The 21,042-nt window shown below is 45.2% G+C and carries 19 protein-coding genes; 16 read left to right on the top strand and 3 right to left on the bottom strand.

Translation table 11 applies throughout. The features are described from left to right. The coding region (locus B3O33_RS15625) for a sensor histidine kinase (protein ID WP_292363934.1) at nucleotides 1-1,596 on the top strand (1,596 nt) is incomplete at its 5' end. Beyond that, nucleotides 1,593-2,960 (top strand): sigma-54-dependent transcriptional regulator, encoded by a 1,368-nt coding sequence (locus B3O33_RS15620; RefSeq protein WP_292361714.1) that lies wholly within the window; start codon nucleotides 1,593-1,595, stop codon nucleotides 2,958-2,960. The genes B3O33_RS15625 and B3O33_RS15620, both read left to right, overlap by 4 nt. On the opposite strand, the gene B3O33_RS15615 is transcribed toward B3O33_RS15620, so the two are convergent. Continuing rightward, nucleotides 2,952-3,881, bottom strand: coding sequence for a YgfZ/GcvT domain-containing protein (locus tag B3O33_RS15615; RefSeq protein ID WP_292361715.1), 930 nt, complete (start codon nucleotides 3,879-3,881; stop codon nucleotides 2,952-2,954). The two genes, B3O33_RS15620 and B3O33_RS15615, sit on opposite strands and share 9 nt — an antisense overlap. Nucleotides 3,882-3,961: 80 nt before the next feature. On the opposite strand from B3O33_RS15615, the gene B3O33_RS15610 reads away from it, so the two are divergent. Then, a complete protein-coding gene (locus B3O33_RS15610) occupies nucleotides 3,962-4,399 on the top strand; it encodes a protein YgfX (protein ID WP_292361716.1) in 438 nt (145 codons plus the stop codon). Here B3O33_RS15610 and nadB read toward each other — a convergent pair. Continuing rightward, entirely contained in the window at nucleotides 4,374-5,975 is a 1,602-nt protein-coding gene (nadB, locus tag B3O33_RS15605; protein WP_292361717.1) for an L-aspartate oxidase, read from the bottom strand. The genes B3O33_RS15610 and nadB overlap by 26 nt on opposite strands. A gap of 128 nt (nucleotides 5,976-6,103) precedes the next feature. On the opposite strand from nadB, the gene rpoE reads away from it, so the two are divergent. From rpoE to B3O33_RS15565, 8 genes are all read left to right on the top strand, one after another. Next, the gene (gene rpoE / locus B3O33_RS15600; RefSeq protein WP_292355489.1) at nucleotides 6,104-6,679 is read left to right on the top strand and encodes an RNA polymerase sigma factor RpoE; all 576 of its coding nucleotides are present in this window, start codon (nucleotides 6,104-6,106) and stop codon (nucleotides 6,677-6,679) included. Nucleotides 6,680-6,681: 2 nt separating this feature from the next. Beyond that, nucleotides 6,682-7,248, top strand: a complete 567-nt coding sequence (locus B3O33_RS15595) for a sigma-E factor negative regulatory protein (RefSeq protein WP_292361718.1) — start codon at nucleotides 6,682-6,684, stop codon at nucleotides 7,246-7,248. A gap of 2 nt (nucleotides 7,249-7,250) precedes the next feature. Then, nucleotides 7,251-8,231 (top strand): MucB/RseB C-terminal domain-containing protein, encoded by a 981-nt coding sequence (locus tag B3O33_RS15590; protein ID WP_292361719.1) that lies wholly within the window; start codon nucleotides 7,251-7,253, stop codon nucleotides 8,229-8,231. Beyond that, on the top strand, nucleotides 8,228-8,650 hold the full coding sequence (locus B3O33_RS15585) for a SoxR reducing system RseC family protein (protein ID WP_292361720.1): 423 nt from the start codon (nucleotides 8,228-8,230) through the stop codon (nucleotides 8,648-8,650). The genes B3O33_RS15590 and B3O33_RS15585 overlap by 4 nt, the downstream gene beginning before the upstream one ends. Further along, nucleotides 8,650-10,089 (top strand): DegQ family serine endoprotease, encoded by a 1,440-nt coding sequence (locus B3O33_RS15580; RefSeq protein WP_292361721.1) that lies wholly within the window; start codon nucleotides 8,650-8,652, stop codon nucleotides 10,087-10,089. The genes B3O33_RS15585 and B3O33_RS15580 overlap by 1 nt, the downstream gene beginning before the upstream one ends. Nucleotides 10,090-10,273: 184 nt before the next feature. Next, nucleotides 10,274-10,978, top strand: coding sequence for a response regulator transcription factor (locus B3O33_RS15575; RefSeq protein WP_292361722.1), 705 nt, complete (start codon nucleotides 10,274-10,276; stop codon nucleotides 10,976-10,978). Beyond that, entirely contained in the window at nucleotides 10,975-12,324 is a 1,350-nt protein-coding gene (locus B3O33_RS15570; RefSeq protein WP_292361723.1) for a sensor histidine kinase, read from the top strand. The genes B3O33_RS15575 and B3O33_RS15570 overlap by 4 nt, the downstream gene beginning before the upstream one ends. Nucleotides 12,325-12,414: 90 nt before the next feature. Continuing rightward, a complete protein-coding gene (locus tag B3O33_RS15565) occupies nucleotides 12,415-14,409 on the top strand; it encodes a TonB-dependent receptor domain-containing protein (protein ID WP_292363933.1) in 1,995 nt (664 codons plus the stop codon). A 93-nt stretch (nucleotides 14,410-14,502) separates the two neighbouring features. Here the strand turns inward: B3O33_RS15565 and B3O33_RS15560 are convergent, their stop codons facing one another. Then, the gene (locus tag B3O33_RS15560) at nucleotides 14,503-15,858 is read right to left on the bottom strand and encodes an MATE family efflux transporter (RefSeq protein ID WP_292363932.1); all 1,356 of its coding nucleotides are present in this window, start codon (nucleotides 15,856-15,858) and stop codon (nucleotides 14,503-14,505) included. A gap of 653 nt (nucleotides 15,859-16,511) precedes the next feature. Here B3O33_RS15560 and lepA point away from each other — a divergent pair. The 5 genes from lepA to era all read left to right on the top strand — a co-directional run. After that, nucleotides 16,512-18,308: a translation elongation factor 4 gene (gene lepA, locus B3O33_RS15555; RefSeq protein WP_292361726.1), complete on the top strand. Its 1,797-nt coding sequence runs from the start codon at nucleotides 16,512-16,514 to the stop codon at nucleotides 18,306-18,308. Nucleotides 18,309-18,320: 12 nt separating this feature from the next. Next, the gene (gene lepB, locus B3O33_RS15550; protein ID WP_292361727.1) at nucleotides 18,321-19,082 is read left to right on the top strand and encodes a signal peptidase I; all 762 of its coding nucleotides are present in this window, start codon (nucleotides 18,321-18,323) and stop codon (nucleotides 19,080-19,082) included. Nucleotides 19,083-19,098: 16 nt separating this feature from the next. After that, complete coding sequence (locus B3O33_RS15545; protein ID WP_292361728.1) at nucleotides 19,099-19,479, top strand: DUF4845 domain-containing protein; 381 nt, start codon at nucleotides 19,099-19,101, stop codon at nucleotides 19,477-19,479. Continuing rightward, complete coding sequence (rnc, locus tag B3O33_RS15540) at nucleotides 19,476-20,159, top strand: ribonuclease III (protein ID WP_292361729.1); 684 nt, start codon at nucleotides 19,476-19,478, stop codon at nucleotides 20,157-20,159. Before B3O33_RS15545 ends, rnc begins: the two co-directional genes overlap by 4 nt. After that, the coding region (gene era, locus B3O33_RS15535; RefSeq protein WP_292363931.1) for a GTPase Era at nucleotides 20,156-21,042 on the top strand (887 nt) is incomplete at its 3' end. The genes rnc and era, both read left to right, overlap by 4 nt.

Genomic DNA, 21,042 nt, shown 5'->3' with positions numbered 1-21,042 from the left:
ATGGCTGGCGAATATTTCACCACCACTAAATCAGAACAGGATCAGGCTTCCTGGCGAGCGCTGACCTTCTTTTCCGGCTACCGTTTATTTCTGGCAGCTATTCTGTTTGTGGTTTTTTACCTTGAGTTAACACCGGAATTCATCGGGAATAAATATCCCTTATTACATCATTATGTCAGCCTGACCTATCTGATGGTTGCTGTATTGTTGATGATATTTTCCAGTCGACACTGGGGTATATTTGTCACGCAGTGCAGTATTCAGCTGATTATCGATATTATTGCGCTGGCGCTGATTATTCATGCGGCAGGCGGTTTGCAAAGCAGTCTGGGGGCACTACTTGTCGTGGTTGTCGTGGCAGGTGGTGCGCTGATTCCTGGCCGACTGGCCGATTTTATTGCAGCCATAGCGACCTTATCGGTTTTACTTGAAGCGGTTTATGCTGAATTGACCGGGATAGGTCAAAGCCATTTTGCTCAAGCCGGTATGCTGGGGGCGATATTCTTTATTACGGCGCTTTTGGCGCATCTGCTCTCACGAACCATGCAGCGATCCCAGTTGCTGGCGGAACAGCAAGCTCAGGATTTGAATAAACTGGCAAGCCTGAATCAACACATCATCAGCAGAATGCAGGTGGCTGTTTTGGTTCTGGATGAGCAGGGAAAAGTCACACTTTGTAATCAATCTGCTGCTCAGTATATGGGAATAGAAGACGCTCCCTCACAGTTTTTACTAAAACAATATGTACCGGAGCTGGCTGATCAGATCTGGCGTTGGAAACAACATTTACCGGATGCCTTTGAACCTTTTCAGGCCAGGGCTGATTTACCTGAATTATTAGCGCGAGCCACGCAGCTTGATTCAGGAGAAGTTTTGGTGTTTATCGAAAATACCACGGCATTGGCACAGCAAGCCCAGCAATTAAAACTCGCTTCGTTGGGACGTTTAACAGCCAGCATCGCTCATGAGATTCGTAACCCTTTGAGTGCTATCAGCCATGCCGGAGAGCTGCTGGCGGAATCGTTAAGTCATGATGCGTCAGTCAGCAAGCTTACCGGAATCATTCAACGACATAGTGTCCGGATGAACAGCATTATCGAAACCATTTTAGAAATGAGTCGGCGTAAAAATGTTGAGCCTACCGTAGTGGTATTGAGTCCGTGGCTGGAAAAACTGGTAGAAGAGTATTGCGAAATAAAACATATCCCGGCCCGGCAAATCGCGTTGATTTCGTCGGTGCCGCTGGCACGTATTTGCACTGATGAAGAACAATTGCATCAGGTGATGTGGAATTTGATTGATAATGCATGGCACTATGCTGATAAAGAGCAGGAGCAGCCAGTAGAAATCCGTATCACACTGCAAGCCGACGATATCAATATCGATGTTATTGATAATGGTGCTGGTGTCAGCCCACAGGCAATGCAACATTTATTTGAGCCGTTTCATTCTGAACGGAGCGGTGGAACAGGGTTGGGACTGTACCTGGCCCGTGAGTTATGCCAGGCCAATGGAGCCAGACTAAACTATCTGCATGAGTTCGGTAGTTGTTTCAGAATCAGTTATCCAATGCAAAGACAAGAGTTTATTCAATGAATCCACAAGCGTTGATTGTCGATGATGAGCCAGACATTCTTGACTTACTGTCAATGACCTTGTCTGGCATGTCGATAGATTGTGTTTCGGCCGAAACTATCGCAGAAGCGGAAAGACTGTTGTCACAGCAATCATTTGATTTATGTTTCACCGATATGCGATTACCGGATGGTGATGGATTACAGCTGGTCAAAAAAATCCAGGAAAGTCATCCTGACCTACCCGTTGCGGTTATTACAGCCTATGGCAATATGGATTTAGCCGTGACCGCTTTGAAGTCCGGTGCGTTCGATTTTGTTTCCAAACCTTTGAAGTTGCAGGTTTTACGTGAACTGGTGGAAGCGGCATTAAAATTGTCACCTAATCGACCCCATAAAATCGAACGGCGATCCAGAGACCGTTTACTGGGTGAAACGGAGCTGATGCGTGAACTGCGTGGCAAAGTGGCCAAATTGGCCCGAAGTCAGGCACCGGTTTATATCAGTGGTGAATCCGGTACGGGTAAGGAATTGGTGGCCAGATTAATTCATGATTTGGGAGCGCGCTCTGAAAAAGCATTTGTGCCGGTGAATTGTGGCGCTATTCCCAACGAGTTGGTAGAAAGCGAATTCTTTGGCCACAAAAAAGGGGCTTTTACCGGAGCTGTTGCTGATAAACAGGGATTATTCCAGCATGCACATGGCGGCACGTTATTTCTCGATGAAGTTGCTGACTTACCATTAATGATGCAAGTCAAACTGCTAAGGGCAATTCAGGAAAAAGCGATTCGTCCGGTAGGTGGTCATGATGAAATTAATGTCGATGTCAGGATTTTATCGGCGACGCATAAAAATCTGGCGGAATGCGTCGAAAAAGGGACCTTTCGCCAGGATTTATTCTATCGGCTGAATGTCATTGAACTACATGTACCGCCATTAAGAGAACGTCAGGCTGATATTCAATTGTTAGCTGAACATATCCTGAAAAAACTGGCGGGTAAAACCCATTCTGCGGTCACTACATTAACGGCTGAAGCCATGACGGCTTTGCAACAATATCCCTTTCCGGGAAACGTTCGTGAACTGGAGAATACGCTGGAGCGGGCGTTGACCTGGGCAGAGGGGACACGGATTTCGGCAGAGGATTTGATGCTGCCAGCTATAACACAACCCAATGGTAACGCCTTTACCATCCCTGAAACAGGTATATCTATATCTGCCCCCGCTCTGAATCAGGACTTGGAAAGTCATCTGGAAGAACAGGAGCGGGCCATTATTGAAAAAGCACTTAATGAAACCCGCTGGAATAAAACTGCTGCGGCAAAACGTTTAGGGATTACTTTCCGGGCGTTGCGCTATAAACTTAAAAAGCTTGATCTAGAGTAACCCTTCCCTCGCCGGGGCAGAAGCTTGAACCTGTTCCAGCAGCGTCCCGTCGTTTAAAAACAACTGTTGTTCCGCACCTTCCAGTTTTAGACTTAGTTGCAGTAATAACTGGTCATCATGGCCATGAACAGCCCTGACGATATGGCCGACCACCGCACCTTCTTTATCGTTAACCGTTTCACCCACCGCAGGAATGTCAGCTTTGTTTGCAACAGCGTGAAACAAACGACGTTTTGGTTCACCCAGATAGTGCAGGCGAGCGACTACTTCCTGTCCCGGATAGCAGCCTTTACGGAAACTGACACCGCCAATTAAATCCAGGTTAACTTGTTGCGCCGTAAACAGTTCGCGACTTTCTGGCACAATCAGCGGAATGCCTGCCTCAATTTCACTAATATGCCAGCTGGCTTCTGCTGCAAGCTGCCATTCCTGGTCCAGCAAAATTTCAATTCTGGAACCCATTTGTTCTGCTGAGTGAATCAATAAAGCAGATGACGGTACAGTTAATGGAATGGCATGATCGACCGGAGCATTGCCCAATAAAGCACAGACGGATAACTGTTCACTGCTATCTGCAACCTCAACTTTGCTGCGTAATTTAAACATCTGCAGTCTTTGCGCCAGAAAAGCGCATTGGCTTCTGGGTAACACTAACTGATAACTCTCTTGTGTTTTAATCAGCAGGAAAAGTGCCAGCAGGCGTCCTTTTGGATTACACATTGCTGAAATCTGACATGTCTGCTGAGTGAGTTGGTTTACATCATTTGTCAGTAAATTCTGTAAAAAACCTGTAGCTTCTTCACCGCTTACCGTTATCACCCCATAACTTGGTAATGGAATCAGATAATGGGTATCACTACTGCTTTCTGCGAGTCCGGCAGAAGCCTGTTGATGCAAAATGGATTGATAGTCAGCGGTCATGAATTTACTCTTATGGATAGCATGAAGAAGGACGAGTCATTGTAGCGAGTTTGCGGCATTAGCGAAAATAAGGGATGAAGATGCAGGAAAAAGGATTTTATCTGCCATTAACCCGATCACGGTATATCGTTATTTACAGTTTTCTAGTGCATATTCTGGCAGTGCTGAGCATATCGCTGCTAGCGGTGAGCATGATAGTGAAAATACTGTTGGTCACGGTGGTTTTAATTAGTCAGGTTTTACATAGTTACCGATTGGGTATTGTTGGTGAATATAGCAAACGCCCTGTCGCGCTCCGGACTTTCAGTGAAGAATATTGGCAGATCCGCTATGCCGATAATTCTCTGATTCCTAATCTTGTTCTGGAGTCAGCCTGGGTCACACGCTTTGCTGTCATAATCACGTTCAAACCACCTGATAAGCGAAGCCTGTCGATACTGGTCGTTAAAGATGCTGTCGATAAAGAACAGTTTCGACAGTTACGAGTGAGAATCAGACTGGCTTTTTTCCGGCAATAATACTATTACTGACCGCGGTATCAGACATTTCAGGATAATCAAGAGTGTAGTGCAGGCCCCGACTTTCCTTGCGCTGCAATGCAGATTCGATGATGAGTTCAGCCACATCTGCGAGATTCCGTAATTCCAGTAAATCGTTGCTGATATGGTGCTGACTGTAAAACTCATTAATTTCCTGCTGTAGCAGAAACAGACGCTGGCGAGCACGATTGAGCCGTTCAGTACTGCGCACAATGCCCACATAATCCCACATAAAGCGGCGCAATTCGTCCCAGTTGTGGCTAATGGCAACGGCTTCTTTAGCCGGATTTACACGGCTGTCATCCCAATGTGGAATATTTTCAGGAAACGGTTTTTTCGAAAGCGTGGCGATATCTTTTGCAGCTGCATCGGCGAAGACCAGGCATTCCAGCAACGAGTTGCTGGCCATGCGATTGGCACCATGCAATCCGGTATGTGCAGTTTCTCCAATAGCATACAACCCCTCAATATCGGTACGCCCGCGCATATCGGTCATAATGCCGCCACAGGTGTAATGGGCTGCCGGCACCACTGGAATGGGTTCTTTTGCCATATCGACACCAAATTTCAGGCAACGCTTATAGATAGTGGGGAAGTGGGTTGTAATAAATTCTTTGGGTTGATGACTGATATCCAGATACACACAATCCTGCCCCAACCGCTTCATTTCGTGGTCGATTGCCCGGGCAACAATATCTCTTGGCGCCAGTTCAGCCTGAGGATGAAATGCCGGCATAAATCGGGTGCCATCGGCTAATTTCAACGTGGCACCTTCGCCACGCAATGCTTCGGAAATTAAAAAGGATTTGGCTTTCGGATGAAATAAGCAGGTCGGGTGAAACTGGATAAATTCCATATTGGCGATTCGACAGCCGGCACGCCAGCCCATGGCAATTCCATCGCCGGTCGATACGTCTGGATTACTGGTATATAAATACACTTTTCCGGCACCTCCCGTGGCGAGCACAGTGACGGGGGCCAAAAAGGTTTTGGGTTGATCTTTTTTGATATCCAGCACATAACAGCCCAGGCAACTATTCTCTTCAGTGGCCAGATGTTTGTGCGCAGTAATCAAATCAATACCGATATGATAAGGAAATAACGAAATATTCGGATGCGCCTTGGCTTTATCCAGCAGAGTTGTTTCCACCGCCCGACCGGTTGCATCAGCCGAATGAATCACCCGTCGATGACTGTGACCACCTTCCTGAGTCAGATGATAAGTCTCGGTGGTCATATCATCTCGGGTAAAAGAAACACCCTGTTCAATCAGCCACTCGACACTTTCCCGCGCATGTTCAACGGTAAAACGTACGACATCTTCATCGCATAATCCGCCGCCGGCGCGCAAAGTATCATCAATATGGGATTGCAAAGAATCGGCTTTATCGAGTACAACTGATATGCCGCCTTGAGCATAAAGCGAAGCACCTTCCTCAAGCTGGCTTTTGGATAGAACGGCAACACGGGCCTTGTCTGCCATCTTTAAAGCCAGGGTCAGACCTGCTGTTCCGCTGCCGATAATCAGCAGATCAAAATGATGAGTTGTCGTCATGGGTCCTGTTAAAGGTAGAATGCCAACAATTATTGTGCACTGATTGTGGAACAAAAATAAATGACATTGGTCAATCTAGCATTAAACAGAAATTGTCTCCGGCTTGTCGGAGTAGGCCGGATAAATAAATGAACGTGGATCAGGAATTAGTTCAGCGGGTACAGGCGGGCGACAAAAAGGCGTTTGATCTGCTGATAATGAAGTACCAACAGCGAATCATACATGTGATAACCGGATTTGTGCATGACCCAGTTGAAGCAATGGATGTAGCGCAGGAAGCTTTTATTAAAGCTTATCGTGCGTTGCCGAACTTTCGCGGGGACAGCGCGTTCTATACGTGGCTTTATCGTATCGCTATCAATACCTCTAAAAATCATCTTACTGCCAGTTCGCGTCGACCACCGATGAGTGATGTCGATGCTATGGATGCAACAAATTATTACGATGCACCCGAACTTAAGGAATTTGAGACCCCTGAAAACAGTCTCATGTGTGTAGAGTTGGAAGAGGCTATCCAGCAAGCAATTGAAGATTTGCCGGAAGATACCGCTACAGCTATCAAGTTGCGAGAATTTGAAGGTATGAGTTACGAAGAAATCGCGGAAGCGATGGATTGTCCGATCGGCACCGTCCGGTCAAGAATATTCAGGGCTAGGGAAGCTATCGATAAACAAGTTAAGTCAGTGATGGGTGAAGAGGAATAATAATGGCAATTAATCATCTCGAATTAGTGTCTGCTTTGGTTGATGGCCAGCTGACCGGTAGTGAACTCGAACAGGCATTGGAATTAATTAATAATGACAGCAGCGCCCGTGAAGCATTTATGCGCTATCAGCAAGCAAGCGATATATTGCATGGCTATACAAGAAGCATTAATCAACGTCCACTGGATTTGACATTCCGTATATCAACTGCATTGGATAATGAACCCGCTTACACGATTGCAACAGAAACAAAATCAACAGCAAAACTGTTCCGTTTCCCTGATAACTTCTGGAAACAGGCCACTGGGTTGGCGATGGCCGCTTCAGTGGGGGCACTTGCCGTCGTGGGCGTGGTTCAGCAACAATCCGGTTTTGATAATATGCCGGTGGCCAGTGTGGTAGCCAACGAAGCACCTGCTACCATGATTAGTCAGTCGAACCGGTGGACAGTCGCTGAGCCGGAAGTCGAAGACAGACTGAATAATTATCTGGTTGACCATAACGAGTATGTTGGTACATCAGGCATGTTTTCTTATGGACGTGTCGTTTCCTATGGCACGGAGCGATAAAGATGCGCCAGGTATTTCGTTTTTGCGTTGCGCTGTTGGTGTTGTTTATTCCAACAGTACAGGCTGAGTCTGCTTCGATAGAATTACTTGAGCGAATGAGTCAGGCAGCTAAGCAACTCAACTATGAAGGTGTTTTTGCCTACCAAAGTGGCAAAACATTCCAGTCGGTACGTATTTATCACCGTAATAATGACGGTACCGAATCAGAAAGGCTTATTTCACTTAATGGCGCTGCCAGGGAAGTAATCCGTTCAAACGATACGGTTACCTGTATTAATCCTGATGGTAAACAAATCAACGTCAGTCAGCGTCCTTTAGGCCGAGGATTTCCAAGCGATTTACCTCGTCGTCTTCGCTCGGCGACACCTTTCTATGAATTAACATTGGAGGGCGAGGATCGTATCGCCGGCAAATTAACTCAGAGATTGGAAATCAAACCTGTAGATAGTTATCGTTATGGCTATCGATTGTGGATGGATAAAGAAACCGATTTGCTGCTTAAATCAGAATTGATAGGTGAAAATAAAGAAGTACTCGAAACCTTTGAATTTACGGATATAGAAACCGGCATTGAGATACCGGATGCATCTTTGAAAGCACAAATGTCAGGCAATGAAATGGTATGGCACCGCACCGAACCTGGCGAAATGACAACACAGGATTTAGTCGCTTTCTCCAACTGGCAGGCAAAATGGTTACCTGATGGTTTTACCCTGGTGGCTCATCAAAACAGATTACGTGCCAACAATGGGGCACACATAGAACAGCGTGTCTATAGCGACGGGTTAAGCTCAGTTTCCGTGTTTATCGAAAAAATGCGTGCGCAACACAATCATTTTCATGGTGGTTCTCATATGGGGGCCGTGAATGCATTTGGTAGCGTCATTCACGCGCATTTTGTAACGGTTGTGGGTGAAGTACCTGCGGTAACAGTAGAGAAAATTGGTGCAGCCATCGAATATGCCGGTCCTGAATCCCGATGATCGAACAAAAAGCTACGGTCATCCGTTCTGATGAGTCAACCATCTGGCTGCAAGCTGAACGTCAATCCACCTGTGATAAATGTCAGGTTAAAAAAGGCTGTGGTACCGGGTTGCTAAGTGAACATGTCGGTCGACGTTTTTCGACGATTGCCGTTCCTAAAAAACAGACGGTGCAACCTGGACAGCAGATGAATGTCTCAATTCCTGAGGAAGCATTATTGCATGGTGCTTACATGATGTATCTTCTGCCAATACTGTTCATGTTTGCAGGCGCGGTAGCCAGCCGTTTTATGTTTGCAAACGAACTGGTGGAAATTATTGCCGGACTGGCTGGTCTGATGCTTGGATTTTATTGGGTCAAAAACCGACTTAAAAATCAGAAAATTGCCATCGAAACTCAAATCATAGAGGAAAAATAATGACGCAATACAAAACAACAGGTGCAATGGTTATGGCATTGCTGATGTGGTTAATGTTGAGTTCAGCTGTTCAGGCAAGGGGAGGTTTACCTGAGTTTACCGAACTGGTAGCCGAGAATGGCGATGCCGTCGTTAATATAAGTACTAAAAGTAAACCAAGTGAAAATACTGCTGGCGGGCCACTTCCATCATTACCTCCCGGTATGGAAATGCCTGAAGGCACACCATTTGATGATTTTTTCAGACGCTTTTTTGGCGACCCTTCTCAGCCACGTGCCCCAATGCCAAGTTCATTAGGCTCTGGTTTTGTACTTTCATCTGATGGATTTATTCTGACAAACCATCATGTCATCAAAGATGCCGATGAAATCATCGTGCGTTTCAGTGACCGTACTGAGCTAGTTGCAGAATTGCTTGGTAGTGATGAGCGTAGCGACGTGGCGTTGTTAAAGGTTGATGCTGAAGGCATGAACCTGAAAGCGGTTAAATTAGGCGATTCAAATGACCTGAAAGTGGGAGAGTGGGTTTTAGCCATCGGTTCACCTTTTGGTTTTGATTATTCCGCAACAGCGGGGATTGTCAGCGCTTTAGGACGCAGTTTACCGAGTGATAGCTATGTCCCATTTATTCAAACGGATGTGGCGATTAATCCGGGTAACTCGGGTGGTCCGTTATTTAATCTTGATGGTGAGGTTATTGGTATCAATTCACAGATATACAGCCGTACCGGTGGGTTTATGGGGGTTTCATTCGCAATACCTGTCGACACTGTAATGAATGTGGTTGAGCAAATTAAAGATAAAGGTTATGTCAGCCGCGGTTGGTTGGGTGTGGTCATCCAAGATGTAACACGTGAACTGGCTGAATCATTCGGACTGAGTAAACCTCGTGGTGCTTTGGTTTCTCGTGTCGTTGCAGGCAGTCCTGCTGAGAAGGCCGGTTTTGAAGCGGGTGACGTTATTCTCAAGTTTGATGATCGTAATGTTGATGCTTCCTCCGATCTTCCGCCTATCGTCGGTCGAACCGAGATTGGTAAAAAATCGAAAGCGGAAATTATTCGTAATAACAAGAAAATGACGATTTCCGTTACAGTGGAAGAATTACCGGAAGATGAACAGATTGCCAGCGGAAGCGGGCCTAAAATTAGCCAGTTCTATGATAATCGTCTGGCCATGGAAGTCACTGATTTATCGGCTGAGCAGCGCGCTGAGTTAGGACCAAATCAAAGCGGTGTCACAGTGAGAAAAATTGAGTCTGGGCCTGCTGTAGAAGCCGGTATTGCTCCCGGTGACATTATTCTCAGTATAAATAATGAGAAGATTACAGACGCTAAACAGTTTATTGAACTGGCTAAAAAGCTGCCGACCAATAAAGCGATTCCCGTGTTGGTACAACGTTCCGGAGCTTCGCAGTTCCTGGCGTTAAAAATTCCGGAATAATGTATAAGCAGCTTATGTAATAAATTATTCTTGGCAAGTTTAAAAGGCAGTTGATGGAATTCTATCAGCTGCCTTTTTTATTGTTTGCAATAAGGATGGAATAAAACAAAGTTTCATATTTTGGTGATTGGCTTTATCATTAATGATAATTATTATCATCTAGATGAGTTGAACTTCGTATTCCATGTCAGATAAAAAGAATTTCCACAGCAATATTCTGGTAATTGAAGATGATCTGGTTTTAAATCATCAATTAAAACAGCTACTTGAAAAGAAAAGTTTTAGAGTTATCCAATGCTTTAACGGTGAAGAGGGGCTACTTAAAGCTGTAAGCGGTCAATTTGACCTGATTCTGCTGGATGTCAGCTTGCCTGGACGTGACGGTTATTCGGTATTGAATACGCTGCGACAAAGTCGACAAACTCCGGTGCTCATTCTGACGGCTCATGGTGCCGAAGAGGAACGCATTATGGGGTTTAAAAACGGCGCTGACGATTATTTGCCAAAGCCATTTAATTTCACTGAACTGGTGCTGCGTATTGAAGCGATCCTGCGAAGAGTCAGAGCTATCGACCATCCACATCAGGAAAATTCTGTTTTGGAGCATGAAGGTCTGATGCTGGATAGAAAAAAACAGAAAGTATTTTTTCATGAACAAGTTGTACAACTGACGCCTATCCAGTTCAAATTATTATGGACGTTGACGCAACATGCCAATCATCTGTTAAGCAAACCACAATTGTATCGACTCGTGATGGAACGCGATTTCAGTCGTTACGATCGAAGCCTGGATATGCATATGAGCCGGGTCAGACGTAAATTGATTGATGTCGGTATGCCGGTGGACAGGCTGCAAACCGTTCACGGAACAGGTTATATGCTGTTATGAAACGTCGTCTGTTCTGGAAATTATGTGCGACGATTACGATTGGTACCATTGCCTTGTTCTGGATAATCCATCATTTGATTCTGCGCACTGAGCAGCATATGAGTTTTATTGATAAACAATATCAGCAACAGTTAGTCGACTATGCCAGAAAGGCAGAAGAATTGTATATAAAAGGCGAGGTAGAAAAACTGGCCGACTGGATCAATACCATCAAACAGCGAGAAGATACCTGGGTTGCACTGGTAAGATCACAGCTTACCCCGTTGGCAGACAGCGAAATGGACGATTACTTTATTAATAATTTCGCTTTGGGCCGGGATATTACATGGAAAATACATCTGTATTTTGCTCAGAATCCCATTATGGATGTCACTTTTGCAGATAGACATACTCACTTTCTGATCCGTCTGCCACAACGCATGCGTCCCGGAGGATATTGGACTTATGCCAGTCTGTTATTACAAATAGCCTTGCCTATGTTACTGATGGCTATCCTGAGCTTAGTGATTTACCGGCATGTCATCTCGCCTTTAAGACAACTTGAAAAAGCCACTAAACAATTCAGCGATGGCGATTTTGCCGTACGAGTGCGTGATGATTTGGGTAAACGTAACGATGAAATTGCAATACTGGCCAGTACGTTCGATAGCATGGCAGAAAGGATAGGAGAGCAGATTCAGACTCAGCGCCACCTGACTTCAGATTTATCACATGAATTACGTACTCCCTTAACACGGGTTGAGCTGGCACTAAGCATCGCTGAACAGACCAGCCCGGACAATGAAGCGCTGCAGCGGATTCGATATGAATGCCAGCAGATGCGAGAATTAGTTGAAGATGCGTTAACACTTGCCTGGTTAGAGAACGAGCGACCGGCTTTACGTCACGAGTCACTCGATCTGACCGATCTGATCGACAGTATTGTGGAAAATGCACGATTTGAATTCCCCGAACATGTGATTATTGTGAAGATGCCGGAAACAGCTTGTCTTCATCAAACAAGTGATCGAGCGTTAGGCCATGCTATTGAAAATATACTGCGTAATGCACTGTCATACACCCCGTTATCCGGGACTGTCAGCATAACTCTGCACCAGCATTCCGATCGTTATGATTTGCTGATTGATGATCAGGGACCGGGTGTGCCTGAACAGCACCTGCAAAATATCTTCAAACCTTTCTTCCGCCTGCACAGTTCTCACCCGAATGAACATAAAGGCTTTGGCGTGGGACTAGCCCTTGCCAGGCGACAAGTGGAAGCGACGGGGGGGGAGTTATGGGCACAAATTCATCAATTCGGTGGATTAACGATGATCATGCAGTTGCCCATAACCGCTAAAAGTTAACATCTTGATCACCTGCCAATTGTAACAATTGTAAATTTGGTTTTAATCTCCGTTCACTCTGACTAGAATGCGAATCTGTTTTATTTGATAATGATTATTATTCGCGAGGTTAAAGTGAAAATAAACCGGAGTGTTGTAAGTCGTCCGACTATATTGACGTTGGCAATAGCCGCTGCTTTATCAGGGCCGGCGGTTTGGGCTGCTGAAAAGGACAATGTGCAACTGGATGTTGTAAAAGTGACCGGCCAATCGATTAGCTTAGATAATAATAGCGTTGATGCAGATCAGATCGAAAAAATGCAGGCCAATGACTTGGCTGACCTATTCCGCCATTCTCCGGAGGTTACTGTAGGTGGCGGTGTGCCGATCGGCCAGAAACTCTACATCCGTGGCATTGAGGATAAACTTTTAAATGTGTCAATTGATGGTGCTAGCCAAGGCGGCAGTTTATACCACCATAATGGCCGTATCACGATCGAGCCAGAATTGCTGAAGCGGGTTGATGTAAGTGCCGGTGCCGGTTCGGCATTAAATGGCCCGGGTGCATTGGGGGGCGCGGTTAAATTTATTACTAAAGATCCAACTGACATGCTCAAACCCGGTAAAGATTTCGGTGCCTTACTCAAGGCAGGATATTTCAGTAATACAGACAGTTTTAAAACCAACACCAGTCTGTTCGGTCGTGTATCAGATAGTATCAGCGCTATGGTCTCTTATACCAAAGCGGATATAGATGACTATGAAGATGGTAATGGTATTGAACGCATTGGCACTGGCTCAGACCAGGATTTCCTGTTTACCAAGGTCGTTGGTGAAATTACTGATAGCCAGACAGTTCGGTTGAGTTACGAAAAACGCAAGGATGAAGGCGACCGTGCTGCCCGACCTCAGTGGATTGTGTCAGAAGGCTTTAATGATCTTTATCAAATGGATCTGGAGCGTGAAACCATTACGCTGAATTATGACTTCAACCCTGCTGATAATCCGTGGGTTGATAGCAAGGTGACACTGTTTAATACTGAATCCGAGTTATATCAGAATGGTCGCTTTGGACCTTACTATGGTTTTATCAAAAGTAAGGGAATGGATATACGTAATACCAGTGTGATTGGCATAAATTCAGTCATCTATGGATTTGACTATCGAGAAGATGAAACACGTGCCGGTGCCGAAACCAACAGACGTGAAGCAAAAGAAACAGGCAAGGTGAAAGGCATTTATATCCAGGATGCTATTCAACTGACTGATGCGCTGCTTTTATCTGCAGGCCTTCGCTACGACAAATATGAACTTGAAGATAATAATGGTCTTGAGCTGAATGAGAGTGAAATAAGCCATAACATTGGTCTGAATTATGAAGTCTCGGACTCAGTCAATGTGTTTGCAAGTTATGCTGAAGCCTTCAGAGGCCCGATGGCACAGGATGCATTCAAACTGGATGGGTGGGCAAAAGACCCGAATCTCAAGCCAGAAGATGCTGATAACACGGAAGTCGGCATTGCTTATGATGATTCCCGTTTATTTGCTTCCGCAAAACTATACAAAACAAATATCGATAATTTGATTGCTGATCCCATTGGCAGACCAAACTTATATGAAAATGTTGGTGATTTAGAGTCAAAAGGTTATGTACTTGAAGCAGGTTATCGCTGGACTCAGTTACTTGCCAGTCTGAGTTTCCATCATAACAAAGCTGAAGTGGGTGAATTAGATGCCAATGCCTATGATCACGGTGGCATTGCCAATAGTATCGGTAATACCTGGTCAGCCAAACTGGATTATCAGCTGAATAGTACCTGGTCTTTTGGTTGGAACGGACATTTTGTCGAGCGATTAAAAGATGTCAAAACCTCTCAAGGCGACTTGGATAAACCGGGTTATGCCATTCATGACCTTTATGCGCAATGGTTACCCATGCAAAGTCAGGATTTACGAGTCACCTTAACCGTCAATAACCTGTTTGATAAAGATTATCTTAATCATGCCACCAACGCAGATTTCAGCCAGTTTGCCGATTTTGAAAATATTATCGGTTTGCCTGATCCCGGTCGTGATGTTCGATTAAGCGTGGCCTGGCAGTTCTAATCCATCAAGCTGTATCCCCTGAATGAAGGTTTGATGATTTTGGGCCGGATGTTGCAATGACATCCGGCTTTTCTTTTTTAGCGTATTAAGATCCTAATGAATAATCCTGCCGGGAGAGTATTTCCAGCAGAGTATTATGGCCAGGATTAAGGTCAGACCTTCGGCAAGCGGAAGCGCAATAAGAAATTGTTTGTCTGGTNNGTCTGGTAGCCATGCAGACAATAAGAGCAATAAACCGACAGGAAGTATAAAACCACGGCTTAACGCGACACTCATAGAGGGCAATGGTTTTTGCATGGCTGTTAAGTAAACTGACAAGGTGACGTTCAGTCCATTTACGGCAAACAATGGCCAGACCAGTTGAATAAACTCAGCCGACAACTGTTGGCTTTCCAATGCACCTTCCTGTAAAAATAATTGGATCAACCACTGCGGATAAAGCAATAAAACACTGACTAAAATGATTGAAACAGCAAAAACCATCGCCAAAGCTGTGATGACAAAATCGTGAATTCGTCTGGCTTGTGCTGCCCCATGGTTTTGACTGATCAGTAAATGCAAAGCGTCTGCAATACCGTAATAAATCATCAGACTGATAAAAATCAGATAATTAATCACGGCAAAAGCAGCTAATCCGCTGACGCCCTGGTAGATAACCAGCAACCAGTTGAGCAGCAGAATGACCATACCGCCCGACAGTTCGTTTACAAATTCTGACAGACCGTTGTAAGACACTTTAGCGACCTCAGACCAGTTGCCGGGTCGTAATATCAGTTTTAGGCGTCGTTGTTTACGGACAAAATAAACAGAAAGAATCAGCATCTGAATGATTTGCGCAGTAAAGGTTGCCCAGGCAGCACCTTTTAACCCCATCTCCAGAGCAATGATGAATATCGCATCCAGAACAATATTGATTAATGCGCCGGCTACCAGAGCCGATGTAGCCAGCTTTTGATTGTTATCCAGCCGAATAAAGTAATACAGCACCATGCTGGTTACCTGCATCACCAGCACCATACAGATAATATGGAAATAGGGCAGAACCAGTGCAATCAACTCTTCAGGTGCACCGAGCAGCGATAATATCTGCCGATCCAGCATGTATGAAATACTCATAAACAGCAGACCAACAATAAAAATGCTTATCAGACATTTACTGAATACCGCGGAAGCTGCTTCGATATTGTTTTGTCCCAGATAATTGCCGGCGCGAACGGCACCACCAATCGACAACATCAAGGCAATGGCAAAAACCAGCGTAAAAAATGGAATTAATAAGGTGATGGCTGCCAGGCCTTCTGCGCTGACAAATTGTCCGATAAAAATACCATCCACAATACTGGCAGTCGTAATGGCCAGTAACCCCAGAATCGATGGGATGGCATAGCGAAGAAAAGTAGAAATAATCGGACCGTTGAGGACGTCGTTGTCAGTTTTGCTGGCCTGCATCAGGTATCCGTTTTAAAGAAGTTGGGGTGAGGAGCACTTAATGCTAATGATCCATATTCGTTATGCAAAGGCTTTGTTGTGATTATTGTGTGATGTGAAAGCAGCGCGACAGACTATCCCAGGGTCTGTTGATCTTTCATAGCCGCCTCTGTTGTGACTTAAAATGCATCAATCAAGGTGTAAGGAATGCAGTTTGTGAGATACATCCATGTATCTTACCCCTTTGGGGCTTACGCTCAAAAACACTCCCGGCGTTTTTGTAGTCGTTCTAAATAAATGACGAGCAAAGCTTCCGCATCCTGCTCACGCCCCTGACCTACATCCATGTAGGCCACGTAGAGTGGTGCATTTTAAGCCACAACCCGAAGGGCTGGGACTATTTTTCCGCCCAACTGCGTTAAAAATAATTTATGTAGAACACTACATCGCATCATTTCCGCCTTGTTGGACAAAAAAATAGTCTCCGGCAGTGGTGGCTCTGAAAGATCAACAGACCCTAGTATTTATTATCGTTATAACTCAGTTAAGTGCGTATAATACCGGGTCATTTGCACGATGCGTGTTTCGCATTGGCAATACATTCCAAATCATGGAGATGAACACATTTTGCAACTCGTTATTTCAACCTCCAACACGTTCATAATCGCTACTCAATGAAAAATATTAGAAACTTCTCAATCATTGCCCATATTGATCATGGTAAATCCACAATAGCGGATCGTTTTATTCAAATCTGTGGTGGTTTGACTGAACGTGAAATGTCACAACAGGTTCTTGATTCGATGGATATCGAAAAAGAACGGGGCATTACCATCAAGGCGCAAAGTGTCTCACTTGACTACAAGGCGAAAGACGGTGAAACCTATCATCTCAACTTTATCGATACGCCCGGTCACGTTGACTTTTCCTATGAAGTATCCCGCTCGCTGGCGGCCTGTGAGGGCGCCTTACTCGTCGTTGATGCCGCACAAGGAGTTGAAGCCCAGAGTGTGGCGAACTGCTACACCGCTATCGATCTTGGCCTTGAGGTATTACCGGTATTAAACAAAATCGATTTGCCCGCAGCGGAACCGGATCGGGTGGCGCAGGAAATTGAAGATATTATCGGTGTCGATGCACTCAATGCTGTGCGTTGCAGTGCTAAAACCGGTGTCGGCATCGATGAAGTGCTGGAAGAATTGGTCGCTCGCGTTCCACCGCCGCAAGGTGATCCGGAAGGTCCATTAAAGGCCCTGATTATCGATTCATGGTTTGACAGCTACGTCGGTGTCATCTCATTGGTGCGAATTAAACAGGGCAGACTGAAAACCCGCGATAAAATCAGAGTGATGTCTACCGGACAGGAATACCAGGTCGATGAAGTCGGTGTGTTTACGCCTAAGCGCAGTAAGCGCACAGCATTGAATTGTGGTGAAGTGGGTTATGTGATTTCCGGTGTTAAAGAAATCGATGGGGCACCAGTAGGCGATACATTAACCACCTCTCAGCATGGCGCAACCGAAATGTTGCCTGGCTTTAAGTCTGTTACACCACAGGTTTATGCCGGTGTGTTTCCGGTCAGCAGTGATGATTACGATGCGTTTCGTGAAGCATTGGGGAAATTGCGCTTAAACGATTCTTCGTTGTTTTATGAACCAGAAAACTCACAGGCTTTAGGTTTCGGCTTCCGTTGTGGTTTCCTCGGATTATTACATATGGAAATCATTCAGGAACGACTGGAGCGTGAATACGATCTGGATCTGATCACAACCGCTCCGACGGTGGTGTTTGAGGTGGTCACCAAAAAGGGTGATGTGATAAAGATTGAAAATCCGGCTTCACTGCCCGATGCCGGTTCAGTTGAAGAAATTCGCGAGCCAATTGTGGTTGCCGATATGCTGGTTCCGCAGGATTATCTGGGGGCCGTGATAACGCTTTGCGTTGAAAAACGTGGCGTACAGAAATCCATGCAATATATGGGGAAACAGGTTGCCCTGACCTATGAATTGCCCATGAATGAAGTGGTGATTGATTTCTTCGACCGTATTAAATCAGTGAGTCGTGGTTATGCCTCACTGGATTATCATTTTATTCGTTTCGAAGCGGCAGCGTTGGTAAAACTGGATGTATTAATCAACGGTGAAAAAGTCGATGCTTTATCGATGATTGTTCACAAGGATCAGAGCGTGTCGCGTGGCCGTCAGTTAGTCGAAAAAATGCAGGAACTGATCCCGCGCCAAATGTTTGATGTGGCGATTCAGGCTGCCATCGGAGGGCATATTATTGCGCGCTCAACGGTCAAAGCGATGCGTAAAAATGTTTTGGCAAAATGTTACGGAGGCGACGTTTCTCGCAAACGTAAATTGCTAGAAAAGCAAAAAGCCGGTAAAAAACGTATGAAATCCATCGGCAAAGTGGATGTGCCGCAGGAAGCCTTCTTGGCGGTTTTGCAGTTATCCAAGAAATCTTAAAAGGAGCGTCAAGTGAGTTTCCCAGCAATAATGGTGTTACTGGTCGCGATAACCGGCCTGATATGGTTAGTTGACCGTTTTTGGTTAGCGCCGCAGCGCCCTGTCAGTGAAAATGAACCGGCGATAGTTGAATACGCTAAATCATTTTTCCCAATTATTCTGCTGGTGTTGGTTATTCGCTCCTTTGTCGCAGAACCATTCCGTATTCCTTCATCCTCCATGTTACCAACCTTGCACGTTGGTGATTTCATTCTGGTGAACAAGTTTTCCTACGGCATTCGTCTCCCCGTGATTAATACCAAAATTATCAATACCGGCACTCCGGAACGGGGTGATGTCATGGTATTCCGATATCCAGAGCAACCCCAAATTGATTACATCAAACGGGTCATCGGATTACCCGGTGATAAAGTCGGTTATTTCAATAAAACACTTTATATAAACGGACAGGAAATCAAGCAGGAACCCGGCACTAAACCCTCAGAGCTGGCAGGAATGATCGCACCGCGCGCCGAGCTTAAGCGAGAAAGTTTAACTGGCGTGACGCATGATATTTTAGTGGATCCGCAGCGACAATCGATGGAAGGGGAGATCACTGTCCCGGAAGGTCACTTCTTTGTGATGGGTGATAATCGCGATAACAGTAATGATAGCCGTGTGTGGGGAACAGTACCGGAAGAGAATCTGGTCGGGAAAGCGTTTTTTATCTGGATGAGCTGGAGTTGGGATGATGGTGGTGTCGTCTGGTCGAGGGTTGGACGTTCTATTAACTAGGGTCTAGGAGTACATGATGAAAAAACAACAGGGAATGACGTTAATCAGCTGGGTAATTGTACTGGCAATCATCGCATTTTTTGCCACATTAACTATGCGGTTGGTGCCGATGTATCAGGAATACTACGGTGTTTTACAAATCATGAAATCAATGGAAACAGAACTGAAAAATAACAAACTCACCAATGAGCAAGTGATGTTGTTACTGAGTAAGCGCTTTAATACCGGCTATATATCCAGCGTTAAAAAAGAAAATATCGAACTTTCCCGTGGTAGAAGTAATGCTTACGTCACCAAAATCGTCATTGATTATGAAGTGCGTAAACCGTTTTTTGCCCATATTGATTTAGTAGGACATTTTGTCACTGATGTGGATGTGGAACCGGCCGTTAGATGATAAACATCAAGCAGAAAAAACTGTGCCAGCAACTTGGCATTGAATTTAAAAATACAGACCTATTATTGCAGGCGCTTACTCATCGGAGTGCCGCACCAAAGAATAATGAACGACTGGAATACCTGGGCGATGCCATATTGAGCTTTGTGATTGCCGAGGAATTATTTAACCGTTTTCCACAGGCCAGGGAAGGCAAGATGAGTCGCCTCCGTGCCAGCCTGGTTAAAGGGGAAACACTGGCAGAAATCGCACGTGAACTAAAATTGGGTGAAGTGTTGATTCTTGGTCAGGGTGAATTAAAAAGTGGTGGGTTTCGTCGAGAATCCATTCTGGCAGATGCGCTGGAAGCTATTTTTGGGGCGCTGTTTCTGGATAGCGGTATCGATGTGGTAAAGCCTCTTATTTTGCGGCTTTACGATGAACGTCTGGATTCCATCGATGTCACTGAAACCATTAAAGATCCCAAAACCCGTTTGCAGGAATTATTGCAAAGCCGCAAATTACCACTACCACTTTATAGTGTAAAAGAAATCGAATCTGCCGATAAACAGCCCGTATTTGAGGCATCCTGTCAGGTGAGTTTGTTGAATAAATTAGTTGTGGCTCAAGGAAGCAGTCATCGGAAGGCTGAAAAAAAAGCCGCTGAACGCGCCCTGACGTTAATCGAGTCAAAAATATGAATGATCAACCTGCTTTTCGTAGTGGCTATGTCGCCATTATCGGTCGTCCCAATGTCGGTAAATCCACCCTGATTAACCGGGTGCTGGGACAAAAATTATGTATTACCTCTCGCCGTCCACAAACCACCCGCCATCGTATTCTGGGCATTAAAACAACAGATACGGGTCAGTTCATTTATGTTGATACGCCCGGTATCCACAGTGATGGCAAACGAGCGATGAATCGATATATGAACCGTGCGGCTGCGGCTTCGGTAGAGGATGTCGATGTCGTGGTGTTTGTCGTTGAAGGCATGAAATGGACCGAGGAAGACGAGCGGGTATTACAGAAACTCAAGGAAACCTCCAAGCCGGTTATTCTGGTGATGAACAAAATTGATAAATTAGAAGATAAAGCAACGTTGTTTCCACAGGTAGAAAAGCTGGCTGCATTGTATAAATTTACGGATATCGTGCCTTTATCAGCGCGTAAAGGCATCAATCTGGAATCTCTGGAAGAGTCGATATATAAATTAATGCCAGAAGGCGAGATGATCTTTGATGAAGATCAGCTTACCGATCGCAGCTCACGTTTTCTGGCGGCCGAAATGGTTCGCGAAAAACTGTTCCGTCATTTGGGCCAGGAACTACCCTATTCACTGACGGTGGATATTGAACAGTTTGAAGACGATAACGGTATGTTCCGTATCAGCGCCGTGATTTATGTTGAACGCAGTGGTCAGAAATCTATCGTCATTGGTAAAAAAGGCGAGTTGCTCAAGCAAGTCGGTAAAGATGCCCGTGAAGATATGGAAAAATTATTCGGCTGCAAAGTGTTTCTGCAATTATGGGTCAAAGTACGTGAAGGCTGGTCTGATAATGAGCGCATGTTACGCAATTTGGG

The sequence above is a fragment of the Methylophaga sp. UBA1464 genome (assembly GCF_002325665.1).
Lineage (GTDB): Bacteria > Pseudomonadota > Gammaproteobacteria > Nitrosococcales > Methylophagaceae > Methylophaga.
The sequence above is the reverse complement of the archived record's forward strand: the minus strand, read 5'-3'. Positions and strand labels throughout refer to the sequence as shown.